Annotated in this window: 16 protein-coding genes and 2 tRNA genes; 15 read left to right on the forward strand and 3 right to left on the reverse strand. The window is 50.1% G+C overall.

Annotated elements, in window-relative coordinates:
• Positions 1–4: 4 nt before the first annotated feature.
• The 7 genes from queF (at position 5) to cyoD (ending at position 7,761) form a co-directional block, all read left to right on the forward strand.
• Positions 5–835, forward strand: a complete 831-nt coding sequence (queF, locus tag ACCI49_RS12755; protein ID WP_371839393.1) for an NADPH-dependent 7-cyano-7-deazaguanine reductase QueF — start codon at positions 5–7, stop codon at positions 833–835.
• A 371-nt stretch (positions 836–1,206) separates the two neighbouring features.
• On the forward strand, positions 1,207–2,628 hold the full coding sequence (locus tag ACCI49_RS12760; RefSeq protein WP_371839394.1) for a DcaP family trimeric outer membrane transporter: 1,422 nt from the start codon (positions 1,207–1,209) through the stop codon (positions 2,626–2,628).
• Between the two features lie 14 nt (positions 2,629–2,642).
• On the forward strand, positions 2,643–3,191 hold the full coding sequence (locus ACCI49_RS12765) for a hypothetical protein (protein WP_371839395.1): 549 nt from the start codon (positions 2,643–2,645) through the stop codon (positions 3,189–3,191).
• A 515-nt stretch (positions 3,192–3,706) separates the two neighbouring features.
• Positions 3,707–4,741, forward strand: coding sequence for a ubiquinol oxidase subunit II (locus ACCI49_RS12770; protein ID WP_371839396.1), 1,035 nt, complete (start codon positions 3,707–3,709; stop codon positions 4,739–4,741).
• Positions 4,738–6,807: a cbb3-type cytochrome c oxidase subunit I gene (locus tag ACCI49_RS12775; RefSeq protein WP_371839397.1), complete on the forward strand. Its 2,070-nt coding sequence runs from the start codon at positions 4,738–4,740 to the stop codon at positions 6,805–6,807. The genes ACCI49_RS12770 and ACCI49_RS12775 overlap by 4 nt, the downstream gene beginning before the upstream one ends.
• 8 nt (positions 6,808–6,815) lie before the next feature.
• Complete coding sequence (locus ACCI49_RS12780; RefSeq protein WP_371839398.1) at positions 6,816–7,448, forward strand: cytochrome c oxidase subunit 3; 633 nt, start codon at positions 6,816–6,818, stop codon at positions 7,446–7,448.
• Positions 7,441–7,761, forward strand: coding sequence for a cytochrome o ubiquinol oxidase subunit IV (gene cyoD / locus ACCI49_RS12785; RefSeq protein ID WP_371839399.1), 321 nt, complete (start codon positions 7,441–7,443; stop codon positions 7,759–7,761). Before ACCI49_RS12780 ends, cyoD begins: the two co-directional genes overlap by 8 nt.
• Before the next feature lie 38 nt (positions 7,762–7,799).
• On the opposite strand, the gene ACCI49_RS12790 is transcribed toward cyoD, so the two are convergent.
• Positions 7,800–9,194, reverse strand: a complete 1,395-nt coding sequence (locus ACCI49_RS12790) for an adenylate/guanylate cyclase domain-containing protein (protein WP_371839400.1) — start codon at positions 9,192–9,194, stop codon at positions 7,800–7,802.
• A gap of 241 nt (positions 9,195–9,435) precedes the next feature.
• On the opposite strand from ACCI49_RS12790, the gene ACCI49_RS12795 reads away from it, so the two are divergent.
• The 5 genes from ACCI49_RS12795 (at position 9,436) to ACCI49_RS12815 (ending at position 13,903) form a co-directional block, all read left to right on the forward strand.
• Complete coding sequence (locus tag ACCI49_RS12795; protein WP_371839401.1) at positions 9,436–10,002, forward strand: nitroreductase family protein; 567 nt, start codon at positions 9,436–9,438, stop codon at positions 10,000–10,002.
• Positions 10,003–10,142: 140 nt separating this feature from the next.
• Positions 10,143–10,230: transfer RNA gene (locus tag ACCI49_RS12800), tRNA-Ser, on the forward strand.
• Between the two features lie 427 nt (positions 10,231–10,657).
• Positions 10,658–12,544 carry an aconitate hydratase gene (locus tag ACCI49_RS12805; protein ID WP_371839421.1) on the forward strand — a complete coding sequence of 629 codons (1,887 nt, stop codon included), beginning with the start codon at positions 10,658–10,660 and terminating at the stop codon, positions 12,542–12,544.
• A gap of 655 nt (positions 12,545–13,199) precedes the next feature.
• On the forward strand, positions 13,200–13,619 hold the full coding sequence (hdeA, locus tag ACCI49_RS12810; RefSeq protein ID WP_371839402.1) for an acid-activated periplasmic chaperone HdeA: 420 nt from the start codon (positions 13,200–13,202) through the stop codon (positions 13,617–13,619).
• 146 nt (positions 13,620–13,765) lie between these two features.
• Positions 13,766–13,903, forward strand: coding sequence for a hypothetical protein (locus tag ACCI49_RS12815; protein ID WP_371839403.1), 138 nt, complete (start codon positions 13,766–13,768; stop codon positions 13,901–13,903).
• A gap of 34 nt (positions 13,904–13,937) precedes the next feature.
• Here the strand turns inward: ACCI49_RS12815 and ACCI49_RS12820 are convergent.
• Positions 13,938–14,013 (reverse strand) — tRNA-Arg (locus ACCI49_RS12820).
• A gap of 444 nt (positions 14,014–14,457) precedes the next feature.
• Between ACCI49_RS12820 and ACCI49_RS12825 the strand changes: the two genes are divergently transcribed.
• Positions 14,458–14,640, forward strand: a complete 183-nt coding sequence (locus tag ACCI49_RS12825; RefSeq protein ID WP_371839404.1) for a PA3496 family putative envelope integrity protein — start codon at positions 14,458–14,460, stop codon at positions 14,638–14,640.
• An 869-nt stretch (positions 14,641–15,509) separates the two neighbouring features.
• Here the strand turns inward: ACCI49_RS12825 and ACCI49_RS12830 are convergent.
• Positions 15,510–16,217, reverse strand: a complete 708-nt coding sequence (locus tag ACCI49_RS12830) for a 2OG-Fe(II) oxygenase (RefSeq protein ID WP_371839405.1) — start codon at positions 16,215–16,217, stop codon at positions 15,510–15,512.
• Positions 16,218–16,533: 316 nt separating this feature from the next.
• Between ACCI49_RS12830 and ccmA the strand changes: the two genes are divergently transcribed.
• Together ccmA and ccmB are read left to right on the forward strand one after the other, a co-directional pair.
• On the forward strand, positions 16,534–17,202 hold the full coding sequence (ccmA, locus tag ACCI49_RS12835; RefSeq protein WP_371839406.1) for a cytochrome c biogenesis heme-transporting ATPase CcmA: 669 nt from the start codon (positions 16,534–16,536) through the stop codon (positions 17,200–17,202).
• A complete protein-coding gene (gene ccmB / locus ACCI49_RS12840) occupies positions 17,189–17,902 on the forward strand; it encodes a heme exporter protein CcmB (protein ID WP_371839407.1) in 714 nt (237 codons plus the stop codon). The genes ccmA and ccmB overlap by 14 nt, the downstream gene beginning before the upstream one ends.
• The last annotated feature ends 13 nt before the right edge of the window (positions 17,903–17,915 follow it).

Here is a 17,915-nt window from a genome sequence, read left to right on the forward strand (position 1 = left end):
GAATATGAGTAGAGAAGATTGGCAGAACCTCCCACTTGGCCGGGAGACCACTTATGAGTCCACTTATAATCCCAAGTTGTTGCACCCGATCCAGCGCTCGGTCTCCCGAGCGCAACTGGGGCTTTCGGCCGGAGCCCTGCCCTTCTTTGGCGAGGATGAATGGTGGGGGTTCGAGCTTTCCTGGTTGAACCCCAGGGGCAAGCCCCAGGTGGCGGTGGTACGCTTTAGCTTTCCCGCTGAGAGCCCCTGCATGGTGGAGTCCAAGTCCTTCAAGTTGTACCTGAACTCCTTTAACCAAAGTAAGTTCGAATCCTGGCGCTTGGTGCAGGATACCCTGGCGCGTGATTTAAGTGCCGCAGTGGGCACCAGTGTGGGTGTTACCCTGATGGATGTGGAAGATGCTGCTTTGGCGGTGGAAAAACCGCAGGGGTACTGTCTGGACCATCTGGATATAGAAGTTGAAAAATACCAGCCGGACTCGGCCCTGCTCGCCCTGGTTGAGGACGAAGAGGATGTCAGTGAGACACTCTACAGTCATCTGTTGCGCAGTAACTGCCCGGTTACCGGGCAGCCAGACTGGGCCACGGTGGTGGTCGAGTACAAAGGGCCGGCGTTGAAGCGAGAGGCGCTGTTGGCCTATATCGTTTCTTTCCGCGAGCATCAGGATTTTCACGAACACTGCGTGGAGCGAATATTCTGTGATCTCCAACAGTTGGCGGAATTTTCCGAGCTAACGGTGTCCGCCCGTTATACTCGCCGTGGCGGTTTGGATATTAACCCCCTGCGTTCCACCCGCATTGAGAAACAGTTGCCACCACGTCTTGCCCGTCAATAATATTCTCCAGCCGATGCAGGCTCAGCATTTGTCGGGCCAATTATTAGCCTGATAATGAAATAGAAGCATGGATGCTGATTACGAGCTTATTGAGATGTTTTCACAGTATGTCACGAGAGAAGTGCATTTTTTTACTTCCGCCCCTTAGTAACCCTTCAATTTGTTAGTTTGTGGGGTTGATAGTGTCGCCGCTCTAATTTTTTTCACTTTTCCGCTAGTTTCTTTGAGGTGAACTTCCTGGTAAATAGCAGTGCCCCAGGGACTTGAACTACGCTTTCCGAATCAAATTCTGGGAAATATGTATCAGCTGCTGAAATAGCACTTCCGTTTGAGCGGGCCGACCCCGAGGGGAATGGAGTCAAGCCGAAGACATGGATAACAATACACAATCCCCTGCGATTTCTGCTGCGATTGTGTTCGCGATCCAGGCCCTTTATTCCCAATCGCTTTTTGCGCAAGTCTATGTCGAGGCCGACCAGTTGTTGCAGGTTATCGAAGACCAGCAGCGTCAGTTGGAGGAGCAGGAAGCGCAGATACAGAGACAAAGTGCGGCACTTGATGCCTTGCGCCAACAAGTTGAGGAGCTGCGTCGCGCCATCCCGCATGATCCATCTCTGCCGCCGCGCTTAAAAAACCACCCTCCTGAAATTTCTCCAAGTGAACTAGAGGTTGCAATTGCAGAAGCGCCAACGGATTGGCCCGGTTCTATCCAGGTATTTGGGAGTGAAACTCGGGTCAAAATTAGTGGGTTTGCGGAGTTGGATGCCAACTACGATACTGGCGCCATTGTAAGCCCGGCAGAATTCATCACTAGTGCCATTGTTACCAGTGACCGCACCGCAGCAGAGGGCGAGGATGGACAGACTAATGTTTCTGTACAGGTATCGAGGTTGAAATTTGAGACGCGGACCCCCTGGGGTGGGCGGAAAATCAGCACTGAAATGGCAATGGATTTTCTTCGAGACTTCACTACTGCCGAGCCAATATTGCAGTTGCGCAAGGCTTACGGGCGGGTGAGTGATATCTTCGTCGGAGGGAGCCTATTACTCGGCCAGGATTGGTCCACATTCACTAATCTCACTGCCTGGCCAAATACCTTGGACTATGAGGGGCCAAATGCATTGCCGTCCCTACGTCATCCAATGGTGCGTTGGCAGCGTGTTTATCACCCGACACTTAGTCTGCAGGTGGCTTTGGAGGCGCCGGATGAGCGGGTTTTTGAAGGAGCTGTAGAAGTTTCGCGCTGGCCCGATGCCGTATTTTCTGTTATTTCCCAGACCGACCGCGTAAATTTTCAAGGCAGTTTCATATTGCGGGATTTACGCGGCAGTGGAGAGCCCCAGTCTGCTGTTTCGGATACCGGATGGGGAGTAAATTTAAGTGGTGTCATAGATATGCCTGGGCGCTTAGCCCCAGATTTTTTTTCATACTCTTTCAGTTATGGAGCGGGATATGGGGGGCTCCTGAATGATTTTCCTGCGGATGCCTCTTATGATTTTTATGAAAATCGGCTGGAGGCGATTCCCACACTTGCCTGGTATGTCGGTTACCAACATTGGTGGACGCCATGCTTGTATACCGTCGTTACCTACGGACTGGTACAGCAGGATAATTTCGACTTCCAGCCTGGCTTCGCATTCCGGGAAACCCAATACAGCAGTATCAACCTGACATGGACCCCGACACCCCAATGGCTGTTTGGAGTTGAGGCGCTCTACGGTACCCGGGAGGATAAGGATGGCGCCTATGGCTCTGTTTGGCGCACTCAATTTACCAGTCGAATCTCGTTTTGAGGGGGGGGGGAGCGATGGTTTCAAGAGGCGCCTTCTTTCTACTGGTGTGCCTTTGTCTGTATGGCTGCCACTCGGCTAGAACGGTAGTCATTGATACCTGGCATTCACCCTATATAGCTGGGCGCCCCCTGGGGAAAACCCTGGTATTGGCTTACACTTTGGTTCCTCGTCCGATCGTAGGATTGTATGTCGAGGACCTGTGGGTTGAGGAACTGAACCGCTATGAGGTGGAAGCCTACACATGGAGTGACTTTGAGGTAGGGGTAGGTGTTCCATCTATGCAAGAAATTGCCGAAGTACTGGCGGCACATCAATTCGACACTCTATTGGTGACACAGCTAATTGAGTTCAAGCGGCCAAATCGGAATATTCCAAACTCTCAAGTTGCGATAGTTGAAACCCGACTGTATATCGCCCCGAGCGAGGAGCTGTATTGGTCACTACAGACTGAGACCTTCCTGGTGAACTACATCGACGGTGATATACGCCGACCCCGTGAGGGGGACGCACGCGAGTATGTTGAGACAGTCATTCAGAAAATGATGCAGGGTGGTGTCTTATAGGGTTGGAGTTCTACAAACCCAGAAAAAATAATTGTCCGCCAGAAAACCGTTTTAGCTGGTAAATACTACTGGGTCAGAAGTAAAGAATACACTGCACTCGAGACTCGCTGTGAATACATCCCTGTAAGCTCGTAATCGGCATCCATGCCTCATACGGTCCCGAGCGCAGTGTATTCTTTACTTCCCCCTTTTTAGTAGGTGGCGTTGAAGCGCAATTACTAGTGGGTCGGAAGTAAGGAATACACTTCTCACGCGACGCACTGTCAATACATCCCTGTGTGTTCGTAATTAGCATCCATGGCTCATAGGGTCCCGGGTGAAGTGTATTCTTCCCCTCCGCCTTTTAGGTAATTCAGCTATTCTGGTGAGACGAGCCGCAAAGTACCGTGCAGCAGGTGCAGGAAGCACACAGCCAAGCGGAGCCCTTTTTATGTGTAATGTGTGAGCGGTGAATCTAGTCTAACCGGTAGCCTGAGACGGGTGCCAGCGGAATCCTATCGTCGGTAGGCTTTACAATGGATTGGAAAGTTGACGCGCCTGAGGGGCTTTTCCTAAAGCGGATGTGGTTATGGGAGTGGTTATTCCGCGTGCCCCTCCGGCTTATATTTACCATTCCTGCCTCGATACTATTCGTTGTGCTTAGCACACACTTAGCCTATGCCTCGGAAAGCTTCCTGATGCCCCTGGGTCCGGTAGCCCATGAGCAGAAAACGCATTTCTTCTGGGCCACGGCACTGACAATGGTGGCGGTGTTACCTGTTTTTATCCTGGTTCCGGTCATTTTGATTAAATACCGGCGCAAAAAAGGTAGTGGTATTTATGCGCCCAAGTGGGAATCCTACGGACCACTGGAAGTAGTTATGTGGGGCGTTCCTTTCCTGGTGATTCTGGTGCTCTCGGTTATGCTTTGGCGTGCTACCAGTAGCCTGGATCCGTACAAGGAAATTGAAGGGGTAGTGCCTCCCGTTCGAGTGGAAGTGGTGGGATTAGACTGGAAGTGGCTGTTTATATATCCCGAGCTGGAAATTGCCACGGTGGGGGAGTTAGTCGTCCCGGTGCACACTCCGATATCTATGACTCTGACCAGTGACACGGTTATGCAGTCTTTTTTAATTGCGGCGCTGGCAGGACAAATTTATGTAATGCCGGGAATGACCACCAAACTAAATTTTATTGCCACCAAAACTGGAAAAACCCAGGGGGAGAATACCCAGTTTACCGGCAAAGGGTTTACCGAGCAAAAATTTGATGTACTGATCAAGAGCGACGACGACTTTCAGGCCTGGGTGGCTCTGGTTCGTGCCACGGGTATTGCTTTAGACGTGGATACTTACAATCGCCTGGCCAGGCGTACAACCCGTAAGGAGGCACATAGTGCATTGGCAACGGCGCAAATGCCTGCCCAGGCTATTTATTTTACACTCCCTGATGTCGAACTCTTTCAAAGCATAGTGATGCGCTACCACTCCGGTAAACCAATCAGTATTGAGGAGCAGCCTGGTACCGAAAAATTTGGTCGGGATAAGGAAGCAGAGGGGGCGCAGCCATGATTGATTACGGCTGGTTGGGTAAATTGAATTGGGACTCCCTTGTCTTCAGTAAACTTATTAGTAACCCGTCGGTGAGCGAGGTCGTCGCGAGTACGGCGGGTTGCATCGTAATTATTGCTACTATCGTCATTCTTGGCTTGCTGACCTGGTTTCGGGTATGGGGTACTCTCTGGTCTGAATGGCTTACCAGTACCGACCATAAAAGGATCGGCATCATGTACATAGTGTTCGCACTAGTGATGATGACCCGTGGTTTACTGGAGGGAATGGTGATGCGGGCGCAACAGGCTGCCGCTCCCGATGGCTTTCTCTATGCCGACCACTTCGCCCAGCTATTCAGTACCCACGGCACGATTATGATATTTTTTGTCGCTGTGCCTTTTGTTGTCGGATTGGTTAACTTTGCGATGCCATTACAGATTGGCGCCCGCGATGTTGCCTTTCCTGTGCTTAACCAGATCAGTCTGGCGGTTACTGTTTCATCTGGGGTGCTATTGATGGTTTCGCTGGTCGTGGGAGAATTTTCGACCGGTGGCTGGACTGCTTACCCACCTTATACTGGAGGGGACTTTAATCCCGGAGTGGGTCCCGATTACTGGGTGTGGGCCATAGTATTCTCAGGTGCTGGTACCACCCTGACGGGTATTAATTTCACTGTCACTATCCTCAAGTGTCGTGCCGCCGGAATGAAGTTTTTCCGTATGCCAATGTTTTGTTGGACGGTACTCTGCTCTTCCATCCTGATGATATTTGCAATGCCGCCTCTCAGTGTGGCGGCATTGATGCTCGGTTTCGACCGGTACTTGGACTTTCATTTTTTCACCAATGATCTCGGTGGAAATATGATGAACTATGCCAACTTGTTTTGGCTGTTTGGCCATCCCGAAGTTTATCTGTTGGTATTGCCGGCTTACGGTGTTTTTTCTGAAGTTTTTTCCACCTTTTCCGCAAAACGGCTCTATGGCTACAAGTCACTGGTTTTTGCCACTATGAGTATTGCTGTATTGAGTTTTACCGTGTGGCTGCATCATTTTTTTACTATGGGTCAGAGCCCCACGATCAATATAGTATTCGGTATTGCGACCATGCTGATTGCCGTCCCGACTGGGGTGAAAGTCTATGACTGGATGGCGACTATGTACCGGGGGCGAATACGTTTTACTACACCGATGATCTACGCTATCGGCTTTTTGATTTTATTTGTAATTGGCGGCCTGTCAGGCGTGATACTGGCTAATCCCACAGTGGATTTCCAAGTACACAACACCCTGTTTCTGGTAGCGCACTTTCACAATGTGCTAATTCCGGGTGTGTTGTTCGGGCTACTTGCTGGGTATAACTACTGGTTTCCCAAGGCGTTTGGTTTTCGTCTCAATGACAGGTTGGGGCGGTGGTCGGCTTTTCTCTGGATGCTTGGCTTTATGCTGACATTTCTCCCTCTTTACGGTGCAGGCTTGTTGGGTATGCCGCGGCGCTCTTTTAGTTATATGGATCTGACATTCAAGCCGTATATGGTGGTGGCCTTTATTGGTGCCATGGTGATTCTGTGTGCCTTGATCACTATAGTGTTGCAACTGTATGTCAGTTTGCGTGACCGCGATAAAAACCGCGTGCCTGTGGGAGACCCCTGGGATGGGCGGTCTCTGGAGTGGTCAATCCCGGCACCGGCACCCTCCTATAACTTTGCAGAATTACCTCGGGTGACGGATCGGGATGAATTTACCGAGGCCAAGGAGCAGGGGCGCGCCTACCAGCCGCCAAAGATTTACCGGGATATTGAAGTGCCAAAGAATAATCCGCTGGGATTTATCCTTTGCTTGGTGACTGGCATCCTAATGTTTGCACTGGTTTGGTACATTTGGTGGCTGGCGTTGGTATCTGCCCTGGCCGTTATTATTTCGGTGATAGTCTCAACCTATCGCTGGGACAGCGAGCGGGTAATCCCAGCGAGTCAGGTGAGGGGTGATGTGGAAAAGTGGTTGAAGCAGGTGAAGAAGAGCAGGGCGATTGGCAGAGACCTTGAAAATACACCTGCCAATGTTGGGTACGCCAAATTGGAGCACTAGGTTGATAGATGAACGGAAACCCTTCCACCAATAACCCAAGCGTGAGCCCTGGTGAAGTGCCTGGGGCAATTCACAAAGACCCGGATGTGGTGATCTTTGGGTTTTGGGTTTTCATGATGAGCGACCTGATTTTTTTCGGAGTCGTATTCGCCATTTATATCACCATGATCGGCGCGACAGCGGGTGGGCCTGGCCCCAGGGAGCTATTTGATTTTGGCAGCCTGTTTGCGCAAACAATGCTGCTGCTTACCAGTAGTCTTACCGTGGGTATCGCCACAGTCACCATGAAACATCAGCGTAGTCAGGCCAGCTTTTTGTTCTGGGTGGTAGTGACTCTGATACTGGGGCTTGGCTTCCTGGCCTTGGAGTTGTACGACTTTTCTGAAATGGCAGCGAAGGGTGGGGTGCCACAGCGAAGCGGATACTTGTCTGCCTTTTTCGGTCTGGTACCCCTACACGGTTTGCATGTCAGTTTCGGTTGCCTGTGGATGCTGGTACTGATTGCACAGATATGGAAAGTGGGCATGCTGGATATTATCAAGCTGCGCTTTCTGCGCCTGGCCCTTTTTTGGCACTTCCTGGATTTAATCTGGATTGGGATTTTCTCGGTGGTCTATTTCGGCGGGTGGGTATATGGCTAATAAAACCGGTTATGCGGCCCATTTGCGTGCTTATCTGACAGGCTATGTACTGTCGGTGGTGCTCACCCTCGCCGCATTCTGGGCGGTTATCGCTGTAGGCCGGGAAAACAAAAGTGTGCTTTTGCTGGTTGGGTTGCTCGGGGTGGCGCAGCTGGTAGTGCAGCTCAAATACTTCTTGAATGTTACAACACAAAAGGAGGGGCGGGACAACTTGGCCCTGGTCCTTTTCTCAACATTGATTCTGCTGATTATTGTGCTGGGTACCGCCTGGATTATGGGTAACCTGGCTGTGCGGATGCATACGACGATGTAGCGACATGTATTTGTTGGTCGTCAACTGACTACCGGACTTTACATTATGACCTTGCTCTTGAGACTGGCGGTTGCCTTCTCCAGGGATTGCAGCACCTTACCCTTATCGTAATTACGTATTTTATCCAGGTCCAAGTGCATAGAGAAACCGGGAGCATGTTCTTCCAGGTAGCTCTGCTGACCGCCGAGATTTTTGCGCAGGTCAGTCACCTGATAAACCTTGACTGGTGTGCTGATACCTTTCACGGTGATATGGCCTTTATCACGGCACATGACTGTGTGTTTGATCATGGCCCAAGTCTCGTGGCTAATCAGAATTTCCCCCGGTTGGGCTGCGCCCTCCAGGCGTGAGGCCAGGTTCACATGGGTACCCATTACGGTGTAAGATTGGTAGTTGGCCGTGCCAAAAATACCTACAGTGCAGTACCCGGTGTTGATTCCCATACGGACCTGCAGGGGGCGTGAAATGCCCTTGTTGTACCATTCCTGCTTCATTTCCCGTACCCGCTTTCGCATTGCCAGGGCCATGGCCACGCAGCGCAGGGCATCGGATTTGGGGCCTTTACTCTGATCATCGCCGAAGACCACCATCACCGCATCGCCAATAAATTTATCGATAGTACCGCCATATTGGCCGGCAATACGGGCCATCTCTGAGAGGTAATTGTTGAGTAGGAGCGTAAAGGTTTCCGCCTCTAGCTCCTCGGTAAGTTGGCTGAAATCCTTGATGTCGGAGAAGAAAACGGTCAATAGCTTGCGCTGTGTGGTCAGGGCTTCTTCATCGCCGGTAGTTACTGAGCGCCACAAGCGTTGTGGTAGGTACTTGGAGAGTTTGTAGGAGCGTACCTTGCTTACACGTTGTTCTGTAGTGAGTAAGTGATTGGCCTCTTTGAGTTGGCGGATTTGCCGGTGGGTAAAAAATGCGTAGGCGCACAAGTAAGTTAGGATTCCGATGAGGGTCACTGTGCTAATGGTGAGGTCTGCTTTGATCAATAGTGCGGGCTTATGCATCAGGTAGCCGAGCACAACACCAACGAGAAGGCCGGTATTGTGCTCAAACCACTTGCGGCCGCCCCCCTGGGTCAGGGCATTCAGCTGAACCACAGTGACAAACAACAGTGATGGCAGCATGCTGAAGTTGGCTAAGGCTATCGTGATACCGACAAAAATGGTGTCGATAAAGGTAAGGCAGCGCCGGATCTTTTTGGCTTTTTTATTGTGGGACTTATAAAGCAGGAGTTGGGCAAAGGCACAGTAAGCGATTAATAAGACCATCATGCCAGCGGTAAGCAGCTTGTCCAATTGCCAGGGGGAGGACCAATCGACAGTAATTGCCAGGGTGCCCGCAGCTGAAAAACCGATTAGGGTGCGAAAATAGGTAGAGTAATGGGGATTGATGCCCCGCTCTGTGTTCCCCTCAAGCTGGTCCTGCATTTGTGGTTATCTTTTTGTCCGTTTAGCAGAAATATACATACCGCGAGCAGGTGAACGAGCGGCTCCATTCTCCCCAGGTGCCGTGCAGGCTGCGCAGTGATTTACTGACGAAGTGTACTCCTCCAAAAGCCAGATTGCTAAAAAACCAATGTTTATGCAGGGTTATTATGCCGGGCGCACGTATTCGCTACCCGACCCGGTTAGGGTACACTCCGCGGCTAGGCTTTAATTGGAGAAGATGATGGATGCCCTGACAGCCCTGCACAACAGAGTTTCAACGGGTAAGCTCATTGAGCCGGCGCCCAACGAACGGCAGCGCCAGAATATCTTTCGCGCTGCCTTGCGCGCAGCTGATCACGCCGGACTGCGGCCTTGGCGATTTCTTTTGGTAGAGGGGCAGGAGCGCAATCGATTGGGAGAGATCTTCCTACGGGCGGCCGAACAGGCTGAAGCAGTCCCACAGACGGAAGCCCAGCGTCAGCGCACTTTGGCTATGCCGTTGCGTGCGCCTTTGATCATTGTGGCTATCACCCGTCTGCAAGAGCACCCCAAGGTACCCTACTTGGAGCAGCATATGTCCACCGCCGGTGCTGTGCAGGCCATGTTGACAGCCGCCTATGCCGAAGGTGTGGGGGTCTACTGGCGCACAGGACCACTGGCCAGTAACCCCGTGGTCGCCGAGGGATTGGGCCTGGCTGAGAATGAGCGGATCGATGGCTTCATTTATTGTGGGACCCCGGAGAAAGCTCCCCGCCCAGCACCGGATTTGCAGCCAGATGATTTTTTTTCGCACTGGGGTGCACAATAGGACTTGCACATGGAGAAACATTTGGGTAAAGTGCGCGCTCTCTCGATGAGACAGCAGCTATCTTCCTGATTTCCTTGAAGATTTCTCTGAAGAGAGAGCTCCGCTGAAAAGCGGATCACCCTCAAAGAGGGTGACAATTTGGTGAGGTGTCCGAGTGGTCGAAGGAGCACGCCTGGAAAGTGTGTATGTCGCAAGGCATCGAGGGTTCGAATCCCTCCCTCACCGCCATCTTTTAAAAGCCCGGCTTATGTCGGGCTTTTTCGTTGTTGTTGCTTGGAAATTTGCTGGGAATCTAGTCTCTAGTTCCAAGAGTTTAATAATCACGCTCTTTTTCAGAGTTGCCATGATTTTCTATCGATCGTAAAACGAATGGGTTTTAATGCCCAAAAAAGTTTAAATTGAGCATATTTTGCTAGCAGATTTAAAATTTCAGTAATCGATCATCAATCACTGAAGCAATCTTTATATATAGATCTGATTGCACCATCCCGTATTTTTAAGCTTCAATATTCTTTCTGTAATGGGGGTTTTACATTGTAAGAGCTTACTCTCCAGATAAGGCTTTTGGATTTATCCAATTGGTCTTAGGGCGGGGAATATGAGCAGAGTGAACCTTGCTAAAAAGTTGATTGAAAGCCACTTGGTGAGCGGAGTGATGGCTCCGGGGGAAGTGTTGCAGCTTAAAATTGACCAGGTTCTTAGTGAGGATGCTACGGGTACATTGGTCATGTTGGAGCTTGAGGCTTTAGGGGCGCGGTTAGTAAAGGCAGAACTTTGTGCCCAATATATAGATCACAATATTTTAAAGGCAGATCATAGGAATGGAGATGACCATGTCTTCCTACAAAGCGCCTGCCGGAATTTTGGTATTTGGTATTCACGGCCGGGAAATGGAATTAGCCACCCCGTACATATGGCGTGTTTTGGGATTCCAGGGAAAACACTGCTTGGTGCTGATAGCCACAGCTGCGCTGCAGGTTCTCTTTCAATGTTTGCTATGGGCGCAGGTGGAATTGAAGTTGCCTTGGCGATGATGGGGTGTCCGCTTACATTGGTGATGCCGAAAATCTTAGGGGTGTATTTAGAAGGCAAGTTGCAGCCGTGGGTCAGTGCCAAGGATATTATTTTGGAGCTTTTGCGTAGGTACACAGTTAAAGGCTGCTGGAATAGAGTGGTTGAATATCATGGTCCTGGTTTAGAGAGCTTAACAGCCATGGATCGACATGTTATCGCCAATATGGGCCATGAGATGGGTGCTATTACCAGTGTGTTCCCTTCTGATGATCAGGTTAGGTCTTTTCTTCGTCAACAGTCTCGGGAGGAAGATTTCACTGAGTTGAGTGCTGATGAAGGCGCTACTTACGATGAAGAGGAATTTATTGATTTATCTGAACTCGAGCCAATGATTGCTTGCCCTTCGCGGCCAGATAAGGTGGTAAAGGTAAAAGAGATAATTGGAAGGCCTGTCTCTCAAAGTTATATAGGATCTTCGGCGAATCCTGGCTTGCGTGATTTTTCAATACCGGCACGTATCGTTGGTGGTCGATATGTGCCGGATGATATGTCCTTTGACATTAATCCCTCTTCACGCCAAGTGCTTCATGAGCTGATTAAAAGCGGTGACCTTGAGAAATTAATTGGAGCGGGTGCTCACCTGCATGATACCGGTTGTGGTGGCTGTATTGGTATGGGGCAGGCACCGGCGAGTGGCCATAATAGCCTCAGAACTGTACCACGCAACTTTCCTGGTCGCTCTGGAACCAAAGAGGACCAAGTTTATTTGTGTAGCCCGGAAACTGCTGCAGCAAGTGCTCTTACTGGAAAAATTAGTGATCCCAGGGATTTGGGTATGGATTACCCTGATTTCGAAGAGCCTGAAAATTTAATGGATATGCGGCCGCTAATGGAAGCTCCGCAGGAAATTCCAGTAAAAGTTGAGTTGAGAAAAGGGCCTAATATTAAATCATTGCCTGTTCTGGGTAAATTGCTCAGTGTTATTACCGGTCCAGTTTTATTGAAGCTGGAGGATAATATTACTACGGATGATATTATTCCTGCGGGTGCTGAGGCATTGCCGTTGTGGTCAAATATTCCGGAGCTGAGTCGTCATACGTTTTCCCGGATCGACAATACTTTTTATGAGCGGGCCCAAGAAATTGAGGAGGATATTTTTCTTGTGGCGGGTGAGAACTTGGGGTTTGGTTCTGGGCGAGAACATGCGGCTATTACATTGCGCTTTTTGGGTGTGCGTTGTGTGATCGCCAAGAGTGTTACGATGAGCTACCGAAAAAACTTAATTGATCACGGGATTCTAATACTTACTCTGGGAGAAATAGGTGATTATGAGGTTTTTAATGAGGGAGATAAACTGCAGTTTTTTGATCTCACAAGCTGTACAGGCGACAATGGGTTTTTAGAGCTTAGAAATCTTACCAAGAATAAAACTGTATGGCTGAGGAATGAGTTGTCTGATAGGGAAGTGGAAATAATAAAGTTTGGAGGTAGGATTAATTATATTAATGAGGGTGGATTCGCCCATTGAGGGTTAAATGCTATTTTAGCGGCATTATGATCTTTAGCACTACTGGGTCAGAAGGAAAAAACACACTGCACTCGCGACGCACTGTGAATACATCCCTATAAGCTCGTAATCGGCATCCATGCCTCATGCGGTCCCGAGCGCAGTGTATTCTTTCCTTCCTTCTTTTTTAGTAGTTCAGTTCCAAAAGGCGAGTTTGATTTATGGTCAAATAAGAATTAGTAACACGGGTAATTTGTGGTGACGCATATTGTGAGATAAGTTTTGATGTTGAACCAAATTCCCATGAAGATCTGATATTTATCCCAGCCCACTGCAGAAGATGCTACCCCACTTTCTTTCTATCAGATGCCTGTATCAACTGTTCCTTCAATAGTCCTCGTAACAATTTTGTGGAAATGAGCTTGCAAAGCCAAAAAATGAAAAAAGCGTCTATGCTTTCAATGGGTCAGGCAGTCTTTAGAGGGGCGCCCTGGCTAGCGTTTCCGCTGTCATAGGACTGGTGTTGAGACCGGGTATACCAATTACCCATCGCTTACTGTGTCTTCAGGCATGAACGGCTGGTCTCAGCCGGCCAGATCCTGGGTAGCGAGCGGATTGCACATTACCTGCAGTTGATTCACAGGGGTACATCCCTGGAAACCTTGGAGATCTTATTGTGAAAAGCAAGCAGTACATCCTTCCTTTGGTAATTGCCAGTCTTGCTGCTTCTGCTGCCTTCGCGGATAGCCATTCCAAGAAGCCAGCGAAGGACTGGACCTGTGCGGACTTTTTGGCGATCGATGATGAGTTTAAGCCCAAGGCCGTTTACTGGGCGACGGGCTATGCGAAGGGCGGTAAGGAAGATGCCGCTGTTATGGATGTCGAGGGCACAGAGAAGGTGACGCCGATGATTATTACCGCTTGTACCCAGGCACCCAAGGAGTCCTTCTGGGCCAAATTTAAGGGTGAGTGGCATAAAATGGGGCGTCATCACGACAAGGATAAGGCAAATAAGAAGATGAATATGCAGGGCGGTACCAGTAGCGGTACTAATAACCCTGGTAATACGCAGCAGAAGCAAAAACAGAAGCAGTAATCGCACTGAGCTGGACAAAGCCCGGCTCTTGCGGGGCTTTGTCTATCTTGAAGCTTGGAAGATGGTCTGTCAGCATTTACCTATGCTGGCTAGGGTTGTAGCTGCTATCGTTGCCGTGTAAACAGCAAGTCAAATGGAGTTGCGCTATGGGAAAGACTGTTCGGGAAGAAGCAAAGCGTGGTCGGAGTATTAACCGTTCGGCCAGGATGTTTTGGGGTGGAGTGCTGTTAATGGGGCTCTTCTTGGCGCTGTTTATGCACTCAGCCAAGGCCTTTCCTTTGTAGGTCCTCCCTGCAGCCCGCAAAGAGTGGCTGGAAATGGCGCCCCCGGGTGGACTCGAACCACCAGTCCGGACTTAGGAGGTCCGTGGTTTATCCTGTTAACCGACGGGGGCATGCACTTTGGCCAGACTATATATGGCTGGCTGTGGGTGCGAAGGGCGGCCATTTTATCCTGTACGGCAGCAAATGTCATGTCATCCTAACCAGAAGGCTTTTCCAGTACTTTTTCCGCTTTCTTTGATGTCTGCTTTATTGCCTGTCACCCTTGGTAACATACTTCTCCTTCAGTTACCCCGTTACCCGTTGTTTGTATTTTGGTGATTTTCGAAATTTTTTTACAAAATTTCTCATTGAACTTGTTAGGTCCCTACTGGGAAATGCCTCTTTGGCGGATGTTTTTGCATGCTAGATAATTGGTGTTGATTGAAGTAATTCTGTCATTGTTTAGGTGTAAATTTTTGCTTGACCACGAATGTTTTACATGGCTAATCTGCGAGTGCACCTTGGGTGCAATAAGGATATTTTTGCTTTCGCGGATCAAGTTTATGGAGTTTCGTATGAGCGGTAACGTTAACGAAAAATACATGGAATTTGACAGTGTGGATATTCCACAAATTGCAACTGAAGTACTAAAGCAAGCTACGTCACAGCCACCGCGCGATGCGCGTCGGATGGTGGAGGATAAACTGGAGGAGATGCGCTTGAGGCGAGAGTTAATGGACTATGAGTTTGAAAATTAAAAACCCATTTTCGGGATTCTCTGAATAATTAGTAAAGGGAAGGAAAGAATACACTGCGCTCGGGACCGTATGAGACATGGATACCGATTGCGAGCTTACAGGGATGTATTCACAGCGCGTCTCGAGTGCAGTGTATTCTTTCCTTCTGACCCAGTAGTACGTGATACCTCTCTAGCCGGAACTGTTCACCATCAATAATGCGCGGCTTTACAGGAATGTTTAGGTCTTTCAATAAGCCGTACGAGCGGGGAATGGCTTCGATTGCTCCGCCACGGAGGTCTTAAAGACCCTAGTTCCAGCAATGGACTAAAGTTATTTGCGGCAAGCTAAGCCTAACAACTGCAGTCTTCAAGTTTCGCAGAGTCATTGCGGAACTAATCAAAGGCTCCTTATGTATTCAGATATTGATTCATGCATCGTTTGTGCTGGCAGATGGAAAGAATATCTCCAAGAAAATGCTCGTAAACTGAGCTTGAGTTGATAAAACAGCCTCTAAAAATTGGTGGCTGTCAGATCAAATTCTAAATACTACCTGTGAGTGGACTGAACCAAAAAACGCCGCACAGTTTGGTCCCCTTTTTTTTGCCATTATCTAATGGGCACCTCTATAAACTAATTTCTTGGTATCCGTCAGCGCCGGCTCATGGGGGCTTCAGGGCGATAAAATTATAGAAAACGTAATATTTAAAGGTGCCCTGTCTGCAGCTACGCATCCTTAAAACGCTTCGGGTGTTTAAAGAAAAAGCTTCGACTCTACCATAATAGGCAAGGAGTTGTACCTATCGCATTGATACGTAGATATTCAATGTAGTATTTGCAATTGAATAGCAGAGCGGCCCCGGGTAATGGGCCACTCTAGCTATAACCGTTTACGTGGGGGTGGCGCTGCCTTTCCCGCCCTCACTTTGTTTGCCTCCAAACCATCCGAAAAGCTGCTTGAGCTTGTGGGACAGTTTGCCCCGCTTGGCTTTGCGTTCCTTGTCCGCAGCGCTTACGAGCCACGCAACCTGGATAACCAGCCGTTGCCCTTCAAAGGGTAAGTGGCCGTGGAAAGAATTATCTGCGCGCTTAAAGGCGGCCAGAGTGCCATAGACAGGCGATACTTCAGGTGCAACGGTATCTTCAAAGTCGTCTATGCGCTTGAGGAAACGCAGGCAACCGTTACCGTCAACGGTCCATTCGGGGTTGAGGTAGAGCAGGGCGGTGGCAATCTTTGATTTGCCATCGGTGTGTATCCTGCCGTGGCGCTTTTTCAAGGTGCGGCTGATGGAGACATAAGTCGGGTATTGTGAGAGTTTTTCAATACCCAGGTTTTCCCCTATGGCATCGGCAAAATCTGGATCGGTAAATTCCGCGATTAAAGTGTTTACGGAAGCTCCGCACTCGTCTTTCTCATGGGGGAGGTAGCCGGGACCTTTTAGGCGAGGGAAGTCATCCAGGAAAGAGGGCATCATTTCCTCAGTCAAAACATTCCTGGCAACGAAAAAAGGGAAAGGCTGGCGGTTGATCAGTGTGTCTTCGCCGGTTAGGGCGCTGGCCTTAAGCCAGCGGTCGGCGTCAGCAGCGGGGCTAGTCATTATTGTGCATCCTTACAGGCTGGTTCGGTGTTGCCACCGATTCACATCGATTTTTATTGATGATGTCGACCGCAGAGTTTTTGCCCAGTTCCATACGGGCTAACGGCACCAGGTGCCGCCTCACGACCCAGCGAAAATATCAAAGGTAAGCGTTGGGGCCAATACCAGCGTCCAAGAAGTTGCTTAAATTGTGCGCTGCCTTGCGCGAGATCAAGAGCGCATGGAAACGGTTGTGTTGAATACCATGCAATTGGCGCAAGTGCCGGTATAATGCCGTTCAGATTTTCGTCAAAGCGGTTTTATCTAAGCAATGTCTGTGACTCCCAAGTCCCCAGCTGTATTGCAAGTGCGCGACTTTGCCTGTGAAAGGGACGGTCGGCGTTTGTTTGAGGGCCTTGACTTCTCACTCTGCCGCGGTGCAGCGATTCAAGTGAAAGGCTGTAATGGTGCAGGTAAAACTACGCTGTTGCGTACCCTAATCGGCAGTAACAGCGATTTTAGCGGCGAGATCCTGTGGTGTGGCAATCCATTCCCTAGGGCTTTGCGGGAGATGCGCGAGTCCCTTTTGTACATCGGCCATCGGGGTGGGGTACGGGCAGGATTGACTCCTCTGGAGAACCTCACCTGGTATGGAGCGGATCCCGAGTCTGCCCTGCAGGCACTGGACAGGGTGGAACTGTATGGTTTTGAGGACAGCTTGTGCCACAGCCTCTCCGCCGGCCAGAATCGCCGTGTGGCTCTAGCGCGGATGTTCCTGCCGCTGGCGCCGCGCCTATGGATTCTCGATGAGCCCCTAGCAGCCCTGGATGTTGCCGGGGTGGCGGCGTTGGAAAAGCAGATGTCCGCGCATCTGGATAAGGGCGGTTCCATTCTACTGACTTCTCACCAGCCCCTGGCTTTAGCAGGGCTTGATTTTATCGACTTGTCTGACTTTGCAGTCGAGAAATCTTTTGTCGATATCGGGGGAGAGCATGTCATTGACTGATGTCCAATCGCCGGTGAGTGGTGCCCTTACAAGACCCGGTTTTATTGCTCTTTTCAGGATTGAAATGCTATTGGCCCTGCGCAAGCGGGCAGATATTGCCAATCCCCTGCTGTTTTTTGTCACAGTGCTCGCACTTTTGCCTCTAGGGGTAGGGCCCGAGCCCGAATTATTGGCGAAGATGGCTCCTGGTATGATCTGGGTGATGGCCCTGCTCGCCACCATGCTTTCGCAGGAGAGCCTGTTCCGTGGAGATTTTGAAGACGGAACCCTAGAACAGCTGGCTCTGTTGCCACAGCCGCTTTATTTTGCCGTATTGGCGAAGTCCCTGGTGCACTGGGCGGCTACCGGTTTGCCCTTGGCCCTTTTGTCGCCATTGTTGGCACTGATGCTGAATCTCCCCGTTGAGGGATATTTTTGCCTGTTTCTTTCACTGTTCCTGGGGACGGCAAGCCTCAGTTTGATTGGTGCAATTGGTGCTGCGCTCACTGTAGCCCTGCGTCGTCCCGGCCTGCTGCTGGCGCTAATTGTTATGCCCTTGTATGTGCCCGTGCTAATCTTCGGCACCGGTGCGGTACAGGCGGCCATCGATGGCTATGCCTACAGCGCACAGTTGGCGATTTTGGCAGCCCTGCTGGCCGCCGCTGCGGCCCTGGCCCCGCTCGCTGCTGCCGGGGCGATACGTATCAGCCTGGATAATTGATTCGGAGGTCTTC

Origin of the sequence: Microbulbifer epialgicus, assembly GCF_041447265.1 — a bacterium.
Classification (GTDB): domain Bacteria; phylum Pseudomonadota; class Gammaproteobacteria; order Pseudomonadales; family Cellvibrionaceae; genus Microbulbifer; species Microbulbifer epialgicus.

What these genes read in the sequence shown, in the direction of transcription:
- ACCI49_RS12760 (WP_371839394.1), top strand. Translation starts at nt 1,207, where the DNA reads ATGGATAACAATACACAATCCCCTGCGATTTCTGCTGCGATTGTGTTC.
- ACCI49_RS12765 (WP_371839395.1), top strand. Translation starts at nt 2,643, where the DNA reads ATGGTTTCAAGAGGCGCCTTCTTTCTACTGGTGTGCCTTTGTCTGTAT.
- ACCI49_RS12815 (WP_371839403.1), top strand. Translation starts at nt 13,766, where the DNA reads ATGGGAAAGACTGTTCGGGAAGAAGCAAAGCGTGGTCGGAGTATTAAC.
- ACCI49_RS12790 (WP_371839400.1), bottom strand. Translation starts at nt 9,194, where the DNA reads ATGCAGGACCAGCTTGAGGGGAACACAGAGCGGGGCATCAATCCCCAT.
- ACCI49_RS12795 (WP_371839401.1), top strand. Translation starts at nt 9,436, where the DNA reads ATGGATGCCCTGACAGCCCTGCACAACAGAGTTTCAACGGGTAAGCTC.
- queF (WP_371839393.1), top strand. Translation starts at nt 5, where the DNA reads ATGAGTAGAGAAGATTGGCAGAACCTCCCACTTGGCCGGGAGACCACT.
- ACCI49_RS12770 (WP_371839396.1), top strand. Translation starts at nt 3,707, where the DNA reads ATGGATTGGAAAGTTGACGCGCCTGAGGGGCTTTTCCTAAAGCGGATG.
- ccmB (WP_371839407.1), top strand. Translation starts at nt 17,189, where the DNA reads ATGTCATTGACTGATGTCCAATCGCCGGTGAGTGGTGCCCTTACAAGA.
- ACCI49_RS12830 (WP_371839405.1), bottom strand. Translation starts at nt 16,217, where the DNA reads ATGACTAGCCCCGCTGCTGACGCCGACCGCTGGCTTAAGGCCAGCGCC.
- ACCI49_RS12780 (WP_371839398.1), top strand. Translation starts at nt 6,816, where the DNA reads ATGAACGGAAACCCTTCCACCAATAACCCAAGCGTGAGCCCTGGTGAA.
- ACCI49_RS12805 (WP_371839421.1), top strand. Translation starts at nt 10,658, where the DNA reads ATGGCTCCGGGGGAAGTGTTGCAGCTTAAAATTGACCAGGTTCTTAGT.
- ACCI49_RS12825 (WP_371839404.1), top strand. Translation starts at nt 14,458, where the DNA reads ATGAGCGGTAACGTTAACGAAAAATACATGGAATTTGACAGTGTGGAT.
- ACCI49_RS12775 (WP_371839397.1), top strand. Translation starts at nt 4,738, where the DNA reads ATGATTGATTACGGCTGGTTGGGTAAATTGAATTGGGACTCCCTTGTC.
- cyoD (WP_371839399.1), top strand. Translation starts at nt 7,441, where the DNA reads ATGGCTAATAAAACCGGTTATGCGGCCCATTTGCGTGCTTATCTGACA.